15 protein-coding genes are annotated in these 14,248 nt (G+C 42.8%); 7 read left to right on the top strand and 8 right to left on the bottom strand.

Annotated features, from left to right (window positions below; all coding sequences use genetic code 11):
• Nucleotides 1-97: 97 nt before the first annotated feature.
• The 7 genes from nifD to nifB all read right to left on the bottom strand — a co-directional run bounded on the left by nifD (nt 98) and on the right by nifB (nt 8,267).
• Nucleotides 98-1,540 carry a nitrogenase molybdenum-iron protein alpha chain gene (gene nifD, locus CAL7507_RS00385; RefSeq protein WP_015126423.1) on the bottom strand — a complete coding sequence of 481 codons (1,443 nt, stop codon included), beginning with the start codon at nt 1,538-1,540 and terminating at the stop codon, nt 98-100.
• Nucleotides 1,541-1,892: 352 nt separating this feature from the next.
• Entirely contained in the window at nt 1,893-2,771 is an 879-nt protein-coding gene (gene nifH / locus CAL7507_RS00380) for a nitrogenase iron protein (RefSeq protein WP_015126422.1), read from the bottom strand.
• Nucleotides 2,772-3,083: 312 nt separating this feature from the next.
• Complete coding sequence (locus CAL7507_RS00375; RefSeq protein WP_015126421.1) at nt 3,084-3,437, bottom strand: group 1 truncated hemoglobin; 354 nt, start codon at nt 3,435-3,437, stop codon at nt 3,084-3,086.
• Nucleotides 3,438-3,794: 357 nt separating this feature from the next.
• Nucleotides 3,795-4,712 (bottom strand): Fe-S cluster assembly protein NifU, encoded by a 918-nt coding sequence (gene nifU / locus CAL7507_RS00370; protein ID WP_015126420.1) that lies wholly within the window; start codon nt 4,710-4,712, stop codon nt 3,795-3,797.
• Nucleotides 4,713-4,856: 144 nt separating this feature from the next.
• Nucleotides 4,857-6,065, bottom strand: a complete 1,209-nt coding sequence (gene nifS, locus CAL7507_RS00365; RefSeq protein WP_015126419.1) for a cysteine desulfurase NifS — start codon at nt 6,063-6,065, stop codon at nt 4,857-4,859.
• Nucleotides 6,066-6,322: 257 nt separating this feature from the next.
• Nucleotides 6,323-6,673, bottom strand: a complete 351-nt coding sequence (locus tag CAL7507_RS00360) for a 4Fe-4S binding protein (protein ID WP_015126418.1) — start codon at nt 6,671-6,673, stop codon at nt 6,323-6,325.
• Between the two features lie 148 nt (nt 6,674-6,821).
• A complete protein-coding gene (gene nifB, locus CAL7507_RS00355) occupies nt 6,822-8,267 on the bottom strand; it encodes a nitrogenase cofactor biosynthesis protein NifB (protein WP_015126417.1) in 1,446 nt (481 codons plus the stop codon).
• A 1,633-nt stretch (nt 8,268-9,900) separates the two neighbouring features.
• Between nifB and CAL7507_RS00350 the strand changes: the two genes are divergently transcribed.
• From CAL7507_RS00350 to CAL7507_RS00330, 5 genes are all read left to right on the top strand, one after another.
• Nucleotides 9,901-10,866: an NAD(P)-dependent alcohol dehydrogenase gene (locus CAL7507_RS00350; protein WP_015126416.1), complete on the top strand. Its 966-nt coding sequence runs from the start codon at nt 9,901-9,903 to the stop codon at nt 10,864-10,866.
• Nucleotides 10,867-11,161: 295 nt separating this feature from the next.
• Nucleotides 11,162-11,335 carry a hypothetical protein gene (locus tag CAL7507_RS00345; protein WP_015126414.1) on the top strand — a complete coding sequence of 58 codons (174 nt, stop codon included), beginning with the start codon at nt 11,162-11,164 and terminating at the stop codon, nt 11,333-11,335.
• 164 nt (nt 11,336-11,499) lie between these two features.
• Complete coding sequence (locus tag CAL7507_RS00340; protein ID WP_015126413.1) at nt 11,500-12,168, top strand: Uma2 family endonuclease; 669 nt, start codon at nt 11,500-11,502, stop codon at nt 12,166-12,168.
• A 203-nt stretch (nt 12,169-12,371) separates the two neighbouring features.
• Entirely contained in the window at nt 12,372-12,593 is a 222-nt protein-coding gene (locus CAL7507_RS00335; RefSeq protein ID WP_015126412.1) for a hypothetical protein, read from the top strand.
• 184 nt (nt 12,594-12,777) lie between these two features.
• Nucleotides 12,778-13,119: a type II toxin-antitoxin system VapC family toxin gene (locus CAL7507_RS00330; protein ID WP_052331530.1), complete on the top strand. Its 342-nt coding sequence runs from the start codon at nt 12,778-12,780 to the stop codon at nt 13,117-13,119.
• Nucleotides 13,120-13,139: 20 nt separating this feature from the next.
• Here the strand turns inward: CAL7507_RS00330 and CAL7507_RS00325 are convergent, their stop codons facing one another.
• Entirely contained in the window at nt 13,140-13,391 is a 252-nt protein-coding gene (locus CAL7507_RS00325) for a hypothetical protein (protein WP_015126411.1), read from the bottom strand.
• Between the two features lie 151 nt (nt 13,392-13,542).
• Between CAL7507_RS00325 and CAL7507_RS00320 the strand changes: the two genes are divergently transcribed.
• Entirely contained in the window at nt 13,543-13,806 is a 264-nt protein-coding gene (locus tag CAL7507_RS00320; RefSeq protein WP_015126410.1) for a type II toxin-antitoxin system ParD family antitoxin, read from the top strand.
• A gap of 29 nt (nt 13,807-13,835) precedes the next feature.
• On the top strand, nt 13,836-14,144 hold the full coding sequence (locus CAL7507_RS00315; protein WP_015126409.1) for a type II toxin-antitoxin system RelE/ParE family toxin: 309 nt from the start codon (nt 13,836-13,838) through the stop codon (nt 14,142-14,144).
• Nucleotides 14,145-14,248: the final 104 nt, after the last annotated feature.

The following is a 14,248-nucleotide window of genomic DNA, read 5'->3' as shown; positions in this document are numbered from 1 at the left end:
GCAAAATGCAAGCAAAATCTAAAAACCAGACTCCATAAGAGTTATACTATCTAAAGCATCAGAATAGATTGTTCCTAAATAACCCTGCAATTTGCATTTAGGCTAGAAATAGACTCTTTTTTCTACCGCCGCGAAAAAACCTTACATTATATGATGTTGAGGAGCGATCACTAGGTTCGGAGTAATCCCAAGAGTGCATTTGACGGAAAGGAAGACCCATCTTTTGGAAGACGTACTTCTCTTTCACACCAGAAGCAATTAAGTCTGGCTTAAGTGCTTTGACAAATTCCTCGAATTCGTAAGCAGTTACGTCGTCATAAACGATAGTACCGTTTTCGATGTAGTGAGTGGTACGTTTGTAGTCGTCATTATGAGCGAACTCATAACCAGTACCAATCATCTTCATGCCCAAATCTTGGAAAGCTGGGACAACGTGGCGAGGACGTAAACCACCAACCATGATGGCTACAGTCTTACCTTCCAAGCGGGGGCGATACTTCTTAACGATCGCATCCATTGTTGGTTGATACTTAGCAATCACCTTCTCAGCGTTCGCTTGGATCTTCTCGTCAAACTTAGAAGCGATTTCCCGTAAAGATTCAGCAATCTTGGTGGGACCGAAGAAGTTGTATTCTAACCAGGGAATACCATAAGCTTCTTCCATGTGACGGCTGATGTAGTTCATCGACCGGTAGCAGTGGATGAGGTTCATCTTCACATTTGGGGTCATCAACATTTCGTTGATTGTGCCATCACCTGACCACTGAGCGACTACGCGCAAGCCGATTTCTTCTAACAGGATGCGGCTAGCCCAAGCATCTCCACCGATGTTGTAGTCACCAATGATGGCTACATCATAAGGAGTACCTTCAAACTTGAGTGTACCGTCTTTCTTAGCTTGGTCGGATCTGGTGAAAACCCAGTCACGCACCATGTCGTTAGCGATGTGGTGTCCCAAAGATTGAGAAACACCCCGGAAGCCTTCGCAACGTACAGGAACAACCGGCTTGCCAATTTCTTTCGATGTCTTTCTAGCAACTGCTTCGATGTCATCCCCAATTAGACCGATGGGACATTCAGATTGAATGGAAACACCACGGTTGAGGGGGAAAAGTACATCAAGTTCTTGAATCAGCTTGACAAGTTTCTTGTCACCACCAAACACGATATCTCTTTCTTGGAAGTCAGAGGTAAAGTGCATGGTACCAAAGGTATCAATACCTGTAGTACCGATGTAGTAGTTACGACGACCAGACCAAGACCAGTAACCGCAACCTACAGGCCCGTGGCTGATGTGGATCATGTCCTTAATAGGACCCCAAACCACTCCCTTAGAACCGGCGTAAGCACAACCACGGGCGGTCATTACACCAGGAAGAGATTTGATGTTCGACTTAACGCCGCAATCGCTCTTACCTTCTTCGTATACGTTTAAGTGTTTTTCGCGCTTTTTAGCAGCTTTTTCTGGATAAGCACCGAGAACTTCTTTAATTAGTTCTTTTCTTTCTTCGATGATGTTCTTGTTTTCTGGAGGAGTCATTTTTGCCTCTCTTGCACCTAAGGAACGGGGGGATATGAAAGGGGTTTTCCCCTGTGGGGTTGGGGACTAAGAGTCCCCTTGGGGGGATAGTAGGAATGTAGATCCATCAATTTTGGATTTTAGATTGGCGATAGCGCAGCGTTAGCGACGTAGGAGCGTCTTTTAGATTTGTTCCACTCACAAGGGAGAGCTATTGGAGTAGAGGGCTTTCCCGACTCGATCGGACTGGCATCCAGTGACATTGGGGTGTCAATTTTCAATCCAAAATCCAAAATCTAAAATCTAAAATTGGTATGGTCAAAGGTGAGAGCTATTATGTGTTACTCTCTGCCTTCTTCCTTGTGCTAGAGCATTATTTTTGAGCAGTTTGAGCAACCAACTTGGCGGTATTTTCTTCACTTTCGAGAATACCGAATTCAATCAACAATTCTTCTAGTTCTTCCATTTCGATAGGTGTAGGAATAGCCAGGTTTTTGTTGTTGATGATCTTGGTAGCTAGTGTCCGGTATTCGTTAGCTTGGTTGCTTTCAGGAGCGTACTCGTTAACGGTCATCCGGCGCAATTCAGCGTGTTGAACAATGTTGTCACGAGGTACGTAGTGAATCATTTGGGTGTTCAACCGTTTTGCCAAGGTTTCGATCAATTCGATTTCCCGGTCAGTGTTACGGCTGTTACAAATCAAACCACCCAAGCGCACACCACCTGTGTGAGCATACTTAAGAACACCACGAGCGATGTTGTTCGCAGCGTACATCGCCATCATTTCACCTGATGTCACGATGTAGATTTCTTGTGCTTTACCTTCACGGATAGGCATTGCGAAACCACCGCAGACAACGTCACCTAACACGTCGTAAGATACGAAGTCTAAGTCTTGGTAAGCACCGTTTTCTTCTAAGAAGTTGATGGCGGTAATGATACCACGACCAGCGCAACCTACACCGGGTTCTGGACCACCAGATTCTACGCAACGAACGTTACGGAAACCGGTGAGCATTACTTCTTCAAGTTCGATATCTTCTACTGCACCACGTTCAGCAGCGAGGTGAAGAACGGTTGTTTGAGCTTTACTGTGCAGCATCAAACGGGTAGAGTCAGCTTTAGGGTCGCAACCGACGATGAGGATGCGTTGGCCCATTTCTGCCATAGCTGCTAAGGTGTTTTGGGAAGTGGTAGATTTACCAATACCGCCCTTACCGTAGAAGGCTATCTGTCTAATGTTCTCAGTCATGGTTCGTGATTTCCTGCAATTGGTTGGTTGGTGGGTCTGTTGTGTTCGTCTCTGGGCTACTCACGCCTGTTGAGCTACAGCAGTGAGGGGGATGTAGAACGTCACCGGGGGCGATCGCTCCACAGCTAAAATTATTGAGAGTAGGTACATGATGTTTCCGCTTTAAATTTTTGTTTAACCTTTGTTCTTTGTCTTTTAACCTGACAAAGAACAAAGGGGTTACGCACTTTACAAATACGTCATAATGTTTGGCTGAAAACCCAAGTAGAACTTGAGATAGCGCTGTGTCTTCCTGTCAATCAGTAAGTCTGATTATTTGTTCAAAATAGAGCCTTTTAAGGCTGTGACACCTGCTAGTGCAGCCTTGGTGTTATCTGCTGATACTCCAGCCGCAGCCATTGATTCACTCAGGTGCTTCAAAATAGCATCGAAGTGTGGTTGTTGCAGACTCATCCCGGTGTGGGTTTTGTCCATTGCACGACCTTTGTATTCCTTTGGTCCTTCAAATATCTGAGTGAAGAAAGCAACTTGATGATTACGTTGCTTTGCCATATCAGTTTTAGCGAAGAAGGGTTTGAGGCTGCCATCTGCTAAGATGCGTTTGTGAAGCTCATCTACTACTTTTTCGATCGCAGGTTTGCCGCCAAGTTTGTCGTACAAGCTCATATTTGTCTCCTTTGAAGCGAGTTGGATCTATAAATTCGCTCATTAGGCGTTGTGTAGAACAGAATTCAGGAGTCAGGAGTCAAGAAGAGGCAGTGTGGAGCTACTGCTGTTCAGAATTAAAATTAGTCAAGAGGAGGCAGTGCTTGAGGATACCCCAAGTGGAGCCACTGCCGTTCAAAGGTAAAATTAGTTCTGTATCTGGCTCTTAAGTTGAAAACATCTACCTTCGCCTATGTGCATTTGCTGTTTGTGGTCAGTAGGACTCAAGTATTGATAGGAAGACAATGATGTGGTTCAAATCCTACTTTCAATTTCTAGCCGATGCATTTTAGGGCGTATTTGTAGAGTATGTAAGTGCTAATGTAATGGCTCAACTGCTTCGACTACAAGGTTCTGGCTGACGCGATCGCGCAATCTGGCTTCGATCGCAATTTTGAGGGTAGCTGTGCTGCTAGAACAGGAACCGCAGGCACCCTGAAGTAAAACTTTCACGCGATCACCTTCAATATCATACAGTTCCACATCTCCACCGTCAGCTATCAACACCGGTCTGACTTCTTCATCCAGAACTTTTTGGATAAGTGCGATTCTTTGGACGTTGGTTAATGGTCGTTGTGTTTGCTGCTTGGCAGTGACAATATCTGTAGCAACTTTTACGCCATAGTTGTTGAGGGCAGGTGTGGCTGATTGCTGTACATCTTTAATAATATCATCAATGTTGGCTAAACAAGAACCGCATCCGCCACCAGCTTTGACATAATTTGTTACCTGTTCGGCATCCGTAAGGTTATTTTCCAGAATCACGCGCCGAATTTTGGATTCACTAATCCCAAAGCAACTACAAATCAGCGCGCCTTCATCATCGTCATCATGAGCGGCGAGGGGAATGCCACGATAGTTGTAGATGGCTGCTTCTAGGGCTTCTTGCCCCATCACAGAACAGTGCATCTTGGCTTCCGGTAAGCCGCCCAGGTAGTCTGCAATGTCTTTATTAGAGACACTCAAGGCTTCATCTAAAGTTAAACCCTTGATCATCTCAGTGAGCGCGCTAGAAGATGCGATCGCACTGGTGCAGCCAAAGGTTTGAAAGCGTGCATCCAAAATCTTATCAGATGCTACTTCCACTTTCAAGTGCAGTCTGAGGGCATCACCGCAGGCAATACTACCCACCTCTCCAGTTGCAACCTTAATTCCAGATTCGCTAGTCTCTTCAATTGCTCCCTGATTCAAAGGATTGTAAAACAGTTCTAATACTTTATCTGTGTAGTCCCACATGGTCGATTTTAGATTTTAGATTTTGGATTTTAGATTGGGGTATTTAGATTTTGGATTTTGGATTTTGGATTGGGTATTCGGTAAAATCTTTCCTATTACCTATTCCCCATTCCCTATTCCCCATTCCCTATTCCCCATTCCCTATTAGTGATGCGTCAATGTTTGAGCTTGTTGTTGTAGCCAGCCTGCGTCATCATTTTTGAAGGGTGAGAGGGCGCGGAGACGTTCTACAATCTCTGGCATAACTGCGATAACTTGATCGATTTCGGCGTCTGTGGTGTAGCGACTCAGGCTAAAGCGGATGGAACCGTGTAAGGTGGTGTAGGGTAAGCCCATCGATCGCAAAACGTGGGAAGGTTCCAAGGAGCCAGAGGTACAAGCGGAACCAGATGAGGCACAGATACCGTATTTGTTTAAAGAAAGTAAGATAGCTTCACCTTCGATATACTTAAAACCAATGTTGGTGGTGTTTGGCAATCTCTGCGTAGGATCACCATTAACTTCACAGTCGGGAATCGTAGCGAGTAAGGTTTTTTCTAGGCGATCGCGCAATCTTGCTTCTCTTTTGGTCGCCTCTTCTAAGTGTAACATCTCCAGTTCGGCAGCTTTGCCTAAAGCAATAATTCCCGGAACATTCTCTGTTCCCGCCCGCCGTCCGCGTTCTTGGTGTCCGCCAATTAAGAAAGGACGGAATCTCACACCACGACGTATATATAAAGCCCCAATTCCCTTGGGTGCATGGATTTTATGACCAGATATCGTCAACATATCCACAGTGCTAGTCTTCATGTTCAGCGGAATCTTGCCGACTGCTTGCACTGCATCGACGTGAAATAGAGCGCCATGCTCTTTTACTCGCAACCCAATTTGCTCAATTGGGAAAATCACACCAGTTTCGTTGTTGGCGTACATCACTGTCACCAGGGCGGTGTTACCTGTCAGCGAGGCTTCTAGTTCATCTAGATCCAATTGTCCCTGACTATTCACCGACAGATAAGTAACAGTATATCCTTGGGTTTCTAATTGTTTGCAGACATTCAGAACTGCAGGGTGTTCAACTTGAGTAGTGATAATATGTCGCTTCTCTGGTTGCGCTAACAGTGCAGCCCGAATCGCGGCGTTATCTCCCTCAGTCCCACAACTGGTAAACACAATTTCCGATTCATCCGCACCCAAAAGGGCTGCAATATTTGCTCTGGCTAATTTAACGTCTTTGCCGAGTTGTCCACCGAAGGTGTGCATACTTGAGGGATTGCCATAATATTCTGTCAAGTAAGGCAGCATCACCGCTGCAATTTCTGGATCTACCTTAGTGGTGGCATTATTATCGAGATATATGCAGTTATTTTGCATTGTTTCTAATCTAAAGTTATGAAGTGTGAAGAGTGAAGGGTAAAGTTTCCTGTTCTGAACTCGAAGTTTCCAGTTCAAAGCTCGAAGTTCCAAGTTAAAAGTGTGAAGTTTCCTGTTCTGAACTCGAAGTTTCTAGTTCAAAGCTCGAAGTTCCAAGTTGAAAGTGTGAAGTTTCCTGTTCTGAACTCAAAGTTTCCAGTTCAAAGCTCGGAGTTTCATACTTCAGACTTCAGACTTCATCCTTCAGACTTCATACTTCATCTTGCACCCATGATTTCGGGCTGACGTTTTTGCAACTGCTCAGAGAATTTCTGCGAATAACAATCAAACCACCGCTCCCAATAATCTTCTTTGTTTGTCAACTTTGCTAAGGAACGGTTGTAATTAGCAAACCAGCCTTCCCAATAATCACTAGGCTGTTTGACGCAACCATCACAAGTGGGGCAACCAGCTTTGCATTGAGGTACTGTATGAATACTACCAACGCAGTTTGTGCAAAGGCTGGGGTCAATCCAGCGATTACCATCAATTATCTTAATTGCATCAGTGGGACAGACAGACAGACATAGATCGCAGGAAATACATCGGCTAGTAATTTTGTAAGCCATGACTATTCTCCTATTTGGGTACTGGGTACTGGGTGCTGGGTACTAGGTATTGGGTACTGAGTATTGGGTATTGGGTATTGAGTACGGGAAAATTCTTCCCTAATCCCTATTCCCCAATCCCCAGTCCCTATTCCCCAATCCCCAATCCCTATTCCCCAATCCCTAATTCCTTGACATATTGCTCGTAAAACTCTAGAGCAGCTTTCTCAATCACGTCGTATGTTTCAACAGTCTGGATGCCAGCTTTGTGCAATTCTTCTTTGGGACAGTTCCCAATTTTGGAGACTAAAACCGCTTTGCAATCTGCGATCGCTTTAATAATATATTCTAGAGTGGCTTCCTCTCCAAATCCACCTTGGCAATAGTGGTCAATCTTGCGGTGACTGACAAAGCGAACTTCGTTACCTTCCACTTCATAAATCTGGAATTCTTTCGCATGACCGAAGTGTTGGTTAACTAATCCACTGCCTTTAGTTGCAACTGCAACTAAAATCTTCGGACTGTTGACAAACTTCTTAGTTTGTGCTTTTTCTTTGGCTACTTTCAGTTCTTCTTTAAACTTCTCAATACCTTCGTGAACTGTGGCGCGTTGTTCTAGGTTATATTCGGGGGACATTTCCAAGAATTTATCTTTGGTGAATTCTTGGCTACGGTCTTCTCCTAATAATCCTACCGCATCTGCTCGACATTGACGACAGTGGCGCATCATTTTCATGTTGCCGGCGCAGTTATCTTGAACTTCTTTGAGTTCTTTGGTTGTGGGGCCACGCTGACCGGTTAAGCCGAAGTGAGTACCATGTTCTGGTGCAGAAATCAACGGCATGATGTTGTGCAGGAATGCGCCATTCTCACGAATGAATTTATTCACTTCCACCAAATGCTGGTCATTAATTCCAGGAATCATCACGGAGTTGACTTTGCATAAGATGTCAGCTTCTTTGAGGGCTTGCAATCCTTCCATCTGCTTTTCGAGCAGAATTTTCGCCCCTTCAACGCCTCTGTAGCGCTTACGCTTGTAGTGAACCCAAGAATAAATCTGTGCGCCAATTTCTGGGTCTATGGTGTTAAGTGTAATAGTTACGTGATCTATATTCAATTGTTTGATGCGATCGACATATTCGGTCAGCATCAAACCGTTGGTTGATAAGCAAAGCTTAATATCTGGTGCTTTATCTGCAATCAACTCAAAGGTGCGGAAAGTCTTTTCAGGATTCGCCAGTGGATCACCAGGCCCCGCAACTCCTAAAACGGTCATTTGGGGAATCTTACCTGCAATCACCAACACTTTATGTGCTGCTTCCTCTGGGGTGAGCAATTCACTAACTACTCCAGGGCGGCTTTCGTTGGCACAGTCAAATTTACGGTTGCAATAGTTGCATTGAATGTTGCAAGCTGGGGCAACTGCAACGTGCATTCTCGCGTAATGGTGGTGTGCGTCTTCGCTGTAGCAGGGATGCTTGGCAATGCGTTCTTTGAGTTTCTCGTCCATTTCCACGGTGGCGCTGCTGTCGCATCCGCAACCACCTGATTTTGCTTGGGTAGTTGTCGGTTCCTGATGGTTGGAGGAGAGGAGTCCTGTAGCAGGTAGTGTCATTGAATTTCGCAAAATGTCGGTGGACTGGATGCCACTGTGAGAGATGTCGTCGCTACTCTTGATGCCTAGGAATTGAAGCCGCGTCTGATACTTATGCTGCCTGTAGGAGTCTACTCTCTTGCCGTAATATAAACGCCAAGAGGACGGTTAATTACAGAGTAGAGCAGGCTGACAATCCTTGATTTTCGGCTGGTGTGTGTCAACGCTTGGGTCGTGGGTAGAGTTTTTGTATACAGCCGCGACTTCTATTCACAAAGGCATGGTGCTATCTCATCCCTCCACTCACTTTTCGCTGCCGTTTTTATCGGAGCGTTAGGTGATTGGCGATATAAGATTTATATCAGCCGTTTCTCAGGTGGGCATTGGGTCCATCGAGGATAGAATTTATTGGATTTATTAAGCTTGTACTCAAAACTTGAAACCCTGACACATGGGGCTTTCAAAGTATAGAAATAATTTTTTTGGGTAGGGGTGCTAGTATTTTTTGGTCGGGGTACGAGTATTTTTGAAGAGGGGTACAGGATGTGTTTGTACTCAGCTAAAACTGAATGCTAGCAAAGGTTAGAGTGCGATAGAAGCTAGTTTTAAGATATGCCAAATTGTACTCAAAACCTCCCTAAATCTAACTTAAAGTGATGGTTAGTTAGGGATTTAAGGGGGAAAAACTGGAGTAAGCTACGTTGCTTGACTCCAGATACGTGCGAAATTCAATTCTGTATCCAACATATCATTTTTTTTCAAGGAAAAATGTAATTCATATTTTTTTAATTTTTGTCATGGAGACGACATTAAATTATCTTCAAAGTCTTACTGGATGGGTCAAACAAACTTTTGAGGGAGACGAAGTAAAGCTGATAAATTTGATGGCAAAATATTTAATTTTTATTGCGTCTTTCTTAAACTTTGTTGGGCAATCGTCTAAATGCAATGTATAGACAAGGATTTTTCTGGTTTTGGGTGACTTACAAGGTATTTTTGCTTATGCAAGAGAACCGTTATTGATAGAAGGTAAAAGCAGTTTTGTACAGAGTATTTCTGCTTTAACCTTGCGCTAGGGTCATCTTGGTCAGGTGAGATGCGGAGTGTCTAGGCATTGCTGGCGTTTTCCCATAAAGTTCCCTCAGAAATTCTACTCCACAATTGATTTTATTTATCATTTATTTTCCGAAGAGCAGGCAATCTAATCTTATATAAACTCTCTGCTATTCAGCTAAAATTGCAACTTTTCGTAAAAATAGGTGCAAAATTTTTAAAGCCGCCAGCAACATTTTCGAGGTCAAATTGTGTACAGTTATGTGGTCAAATATATGCCTATTAACTGCGTATAAAATTTATGCTGAATCACACAATCATTACTGCAAGGAAAAAATCTGATGTTGTCGCTACACTAAATTTATCAATCACAAACAAACTTACTTTATAGCAATTCTCAGATGAATGAAATACACTTTCCGCAAAGGAGTCAGGAGCCAGAATATTTAACCCTGAGCGCAGCCGTTCGCGCAGCGTCTCCGATAGGAGAAGGTTGAAACTCTCCTGAATTCTGAATTCTGATCACCCAATCCAGGGCGTATTGCAACAGACTGAGAACCGCTATATCAAGTCAAAAATGCAGGGTAGCAGGAGGAATAATATGAAAGCTGTCGTTATTCGTCAATATGGAACCGCCGAAGTATTGCAATATGAAGATGTGGAGCAACCAACAATTAAGCCCATGCAATTACTGGTCAAAGTTCATGCTAGTAGTGTGAATCCTATTGATTGGAAAATCCGCAAGGGTATGTTGCAAATAATCACAGGTAATCGATTTCCGATGATTTTGGGCTTCGATTTAGCGGGAGAGGTAGTAGAGGTTGGCGTTGGTGTGACGCGGTTCAAACCAGGAGACTCAATTTATGGTAGTACTAGCTTTCCTGGGGGCGCTTATGCAGAATTTGCCGCTATTCCCGAAAATTTGGCGGCTCTCAAACCGATAAACTTGACTGATGAACAGGCTGCTGTTGTACCCTTAGCCGCTTTAACGGCTCTGCAAGCGCTGCGCGACCAAGGTAATATCCAATCAGGACAAACTGTGTTAATTAATGGTGCGGCTGGCGGTGTAGGCATTTTTGCGGTGCAAATCGCTAAGGCTTTAGGGGCGGTGGTGACGGGAGTTACCAGCACGAAAAATCTGGAATTTGTGAAATCGTTGGGAAGCGATCGCTTAATTGACTATACACAACAAGATTTCACCCAAGAGCCAGTAAAGTATGACATTATTTTTGATGTGGTGGCGAAGCGATCGCCTTCTGAAGTTAAAAAAGTTCTCAAACCTAACGGAATTTACATCACCACCTTACCCAGCCCCGAAAGCTTGGTACAAAGTGTTTTAACTGCTTTTCTTCCTGGTCAAAAAGTCAAATTTATCTTGGAGAAGCCAAATACTAGAGACTTGGTTTATTTAAAAGATTTAATTGAGGCGGGCAAAATTCGAGTTGTGATCGATCGCACATTTCCCTTACAAGAACTAGCTGCGGCTCATGCTTATAGCGAAACTGAGCGAGCTGTGGGTAAGATAGCGTTGGCGCATCCCGTCTTAGACATCGCTGTTACTAAGTAGAGCGCCGCATCCCATTCTGGAGGACTACCTACCTGCAAAGCATGAACTATTATCTCTTCAATGGGGCGACGTTGCGCGCGGGCAGTGTTGACTAAACGTTGATAGATTATTTCTGGAATTTGCAGGGTAATTGTTTCTGTTGCCATTGTTCCATTCCCTAACCATGCCTTGGTTAAACCGTCTTAATTTTAGTTTAGGTGAATTTTTTTGTATCTAGCTAGATGTATTAGAACACCGGGATGATATTGAAGCTATGCGATCGCTGTTTCATTATCCCAGTTTGAAATGGAAAACTATGCCTCCATTTGTTACAGCAGATGGAACGCCAATAGAGGAAAATATTCGCATAGCCTCCGAAGCGATAACTTCTCTTCTCTACAAGAGGCTGCGCCAACGAGACGCTACGCGAACGTTAAGCTCCGCTAAGGCTCAAAGAATCCAGCAAGAGAGTAATCATCAGGATGAATAGTCCTGTGTTGTTGGTAAATTTTACTTGTTACCTGTGCGTTGGCAAAGCCTTGCCGTTCGCGGTAGCGTCTCTGAAAGAGAAGGCATCGCTCTAGTACCTATCCATTGCTAAGTAATAATCAAAATTAACCGCTATAATTTTGGTGAGTTTTAGGGAAACCAGCCATGTTAGAGTACAATCTGCCGAGGTACTTGCCAAGCGCCGAAGAACTACCCGACTCAGACGAAACGCCTGTGGATAATGAACTGCAAGAATTAATACCAGGCTTGCTGAAGGCAATATTGCTTATACTTTGGGCGGAACGCATGGACTGGTTCTTTAGCATAGATATGGGCATTTATTATCACCCCGATCAACCAGCGATTGTACCAGATGGGTTTTTGAGCTTAGGGGTAGAACGGTTTTATGATGAGGAATTGCGTCCTAGTTATGTGTTGTGGGAAGAAAAAGTTGTACCGAGTTTAGTGTTAGAGGTGGTATCTAAAACTTACCGGAAAGAATATACAACTAAATTAGATGAATACGCAGACTTAGGTATACTTTATTACGTAATTTATTCTTCTCGCCGTCGCCGCAAACCGCGTTTAGAAGTGCATAAATTAGTCAATGACAAGTATGAATTGCAAGCAGGAAATCCGGTTTGGTTACCAGAAATTGGCTTAGGAATTGGCTGCGATCGCGGGAATTATTCTGGTGTCACTAGAGAATGGCTTTATTGGTATGATGAATCAGGAAAACGCTATCCTACGCCGTACGAGAAGATTCAACAAACTGAACAACGCGCTCAACAGATGGCAGAAAGGTTGCGTAGACGCGAAGCGGCTTGTCGTTAGACATCGCTTGGTATAGATCCAGATAATCTTGATTAATGTGCGATCGCTTACCTCGCATACACCAGATGTTTCATTTTGCTATGCGGAATTCAACAAACATGACATAGCAAGACCCTTTTCAAACATCCTCTAAGTCCTGTTTTAAATAGCAATGCTGTAATTAGCAGTAAATAAATCTGGAATTTTTGAATAGGAAAATCAAAATGAGCAATTCATCCGTAAATATGTTACTAAAAGAAATTGATAATTTAAGCAGAGAAGAAAAGATACAATTAATCTATTATTTGAATAAAAAAATAGAAAAGCCATACCTCAAAACTGAATCAGAAAATTTAGTTGAATTATTTCAAAATTCTCCTCTAGTTGGTGTGGATATAGATTTAGAACGTCAAAGAGACTTTGACAATCGTCAACTAGAATTATGAACTATATTTTAGATACAAATATTATTTCTGAATTGATATCTGTCCAGCCAAATCAAAAGGTAATTGGGTGGTTGAAAGGTGTAGATGCGAAACGAACTTTTTTGAGTGTATAGCGTTTCTCGCTCCAGTAAGGTACGGTCTAAAATAATTAAACGCAGATAAACGCAGATAAACGCAGATAAATTTGTACTTCAGTAGCCTAGGAAAGGCTATAATCACTATTGGTGAAATTAGAAAGGGAATTGAGAAACTACCTGAATCATTGCGAAAAAAGAATATTCAAGATTGGTTTGAGAATGAATTACTTGTGCAGTTCGAGGAGAGAATTTTACCCTTAGATTTATCTGTAATATTGTTATGGGGTGAGTTGGTAGGAAAATTAGAGAAAAAAGGGCGAAAGTTACCTCCTTTAGATTCTCTTATTGCCGCTACAACAAAATATTACAACTATACTCTAGTTACTCGTAATGAGAAAGATTTTGATGGGATAGAAATTGGGGTTTTTAATCCTTTTGAAGAAACATAAGATTAAAACATTGTCAATTGCTAATCGCTACATCGTGCAGGTGTTTCTAAAATATAATTTTCTTCCGCACAGAGTTGACGTAGTTCTACAAAAGCATCTGCGAGAGAAGAGGCTTTTTGTTGCTGATACCAAGCTAGAAAATCTTGGAAAAGTTTAGGTTCTACAATCGCCGCAACTAATTTGTCCTGGTTGAAGATTAATTGAGGTTCTGAGGCGATCGCATCAATCACCTCTGGCAGTTTTTGTTGTGCTTCGTCAAGTTTCCAGTTCATTGGTTTTAAATGTTGGACTGCTGATTATAACTTAACGTAACTTTAGATATCGCTTGGCATAAACCCAGATAATCTTGATTAATGTGCGATGTCAACAATCATCCTTGCTTACAGCTTACAATGGAGTTAATCCTGACTCTGAAAAAATTCTATGCAAATCTTTTTGCCCCCAGAGGTAGAAGCCCTGCTACAACGCCAACTAAAGAGCGGTAAATATCATAATGCCGTTGACGTTATTGTTGCAGGAATAAAACTACTAGAACAGCAAGAAGAAGACATATATCAAGGACGACTGGGAGAGCTTCAGATGGAAGCACGCATTGGATTGGAAGCATCCCAGGAGGGTAAAGTAGTTGATGGATCAACTGCAATGGCTCAAATCCGTGCCAATTTGAGTAGGCGTAGCCCGTCGTAGACATCGCGCTACGGTGTCTCAGACGAAGTATGACTCTACAATTTCGCCTCACTGAACCTGCGATTCAGGATATCGAGCAGATTGCAGATTATATTGCCAAAAAGTTTGGTTTAACTCAATCAGAGTTGTTCTTGAGTAAACTTGATGCTAAATTTAGCAAAATTGCTCGGTTCCCAAAATTAGGACGACAGCGTGATGAAATTTTACCAGGTATCCGTAGTCTTCCTATAGATAATTATCTCATTCTTTATATGCCCATAGGAGAAGATGTCGATATTTTCCGTGTGATTAGTGGTTATCGAGATTTATCATCACTATTTCACGATGATGATGATTAAAATTTTTTCACGGTAATGACAACAAAATTCTAGAAATAAAATAACCATTATTACTCAATTACAGATAAATGATAATGAGCGATCGCTCAAAGAATCCAGCAAGA

The sequence above is a fragment of the Calothrix sp. PCC 7507 genome, assembly GCF_000316575.1.
In the GTDB taxonomy this organism is placed as follows: domain Bacteria; phylum Cyanobacteriota; class Cyanobacteriia; order Cyanobacteriales; family Nostocaceae; genus Fortiea.
This window is presented reverse-complemented; position numbering and strand designations above follow the sequence as displayed.

Bases quoted from the DNA above. Each gene is read 5' to 3' on its own strand.
- nifD (WP_015126423.1), bottom strand. From the start codon at position 1,540: ATGACTCCTCCAGAAAACAAGAACATCATCGAAGAAAGAAAAGAACTA.
- nifH (WP_015126422.1), bottom strand. From the start codon at position 2,771: ATGACTGAGAACATTAGACAGATAGCCTTCTACGGTAAGGGCGGTATT.
- CAL7507_RS00375 (WP_015126421.1), bottom strand. From the start codon at position 3,437: ATGAGCTTGTACGACAAACTTGGCGGCAAACCTGCGATCGAAAAAGTA.
- nifU (WP_015126420.1), bottom strand. From the start codon at position 4,712: ATGTGGGACTACACAGATAAAGTATTAGAACTGTTTTACAATCCTTTG.
- nifS (WP_015126419.1), bottom strand. From the start codon at position 6,065: ATGCAAAATAACTGCATATATCTCGATAATAATGCCACCACTAAGGTA.
- CAL7507_RS00360 (WP_015126418.1), bottom strand. From the start codon at position 6,673: ATGGCTTACAAAATTACTAGCCGATGTATTTCCTGCGATCTATGTCTG.
- nifB (WP_015126417.1), bottom strand. From the start codon at position 8,267: ATGACACTACCTGCTACAGGACTCCTCTCCTCCAACCATCAGGAACCG.
- CAL7507_RS00350 (WP_015126416.1), top strand. From the start codon at position 9,901: ATGAAAGCTGTCGTTATTCGTCAATATGGAACCGCCGAAGTATTGCAA.
- CAL7507_RS00345 (WP_015126414.1), top strand. From the start codon at position 11,162: ATGCCTCCATTTGTTACAGCAGATGGAACGCCAATAGAGGAAAATATT.
- CAL7507_RS00340 (WP_015126413.1), top strand. From the start codon at position 11,500: ATGTTAGAGTACAATCTGCCGAGGTACTTGCCAAGCGCCGAAGAACTA.
- CAL7507_RS00335 (WP_015126412.1), top strand. From the start codon at position 12,372: ATGAGCAATTCATCCGTAAATATGTTACTAAAAGAAATTGATAATTTA.
- CAL7507_RS00325 (WP_015126411.1), bottom strand. From the start codon at position 13,391: ATGAACTGGAAACTTGACGAAGCACAACAAAAACTGCCAGAGGTGATT.
- CAL7507_RS00320 (WP_015126410.1), top strand. From the start codon at position 13,543: ATGCAAATCTTTTTGCCCCCAGAGGTAGAAGCCCTGCTACAACGCCAA.
- CAL7507_RS00315 (WP_015126409.1), top strand. From the start codon at position 13,836: ATGACTCTACAATTTCGCCTCACTGAACCTGCGATTCAGGATATCGAG.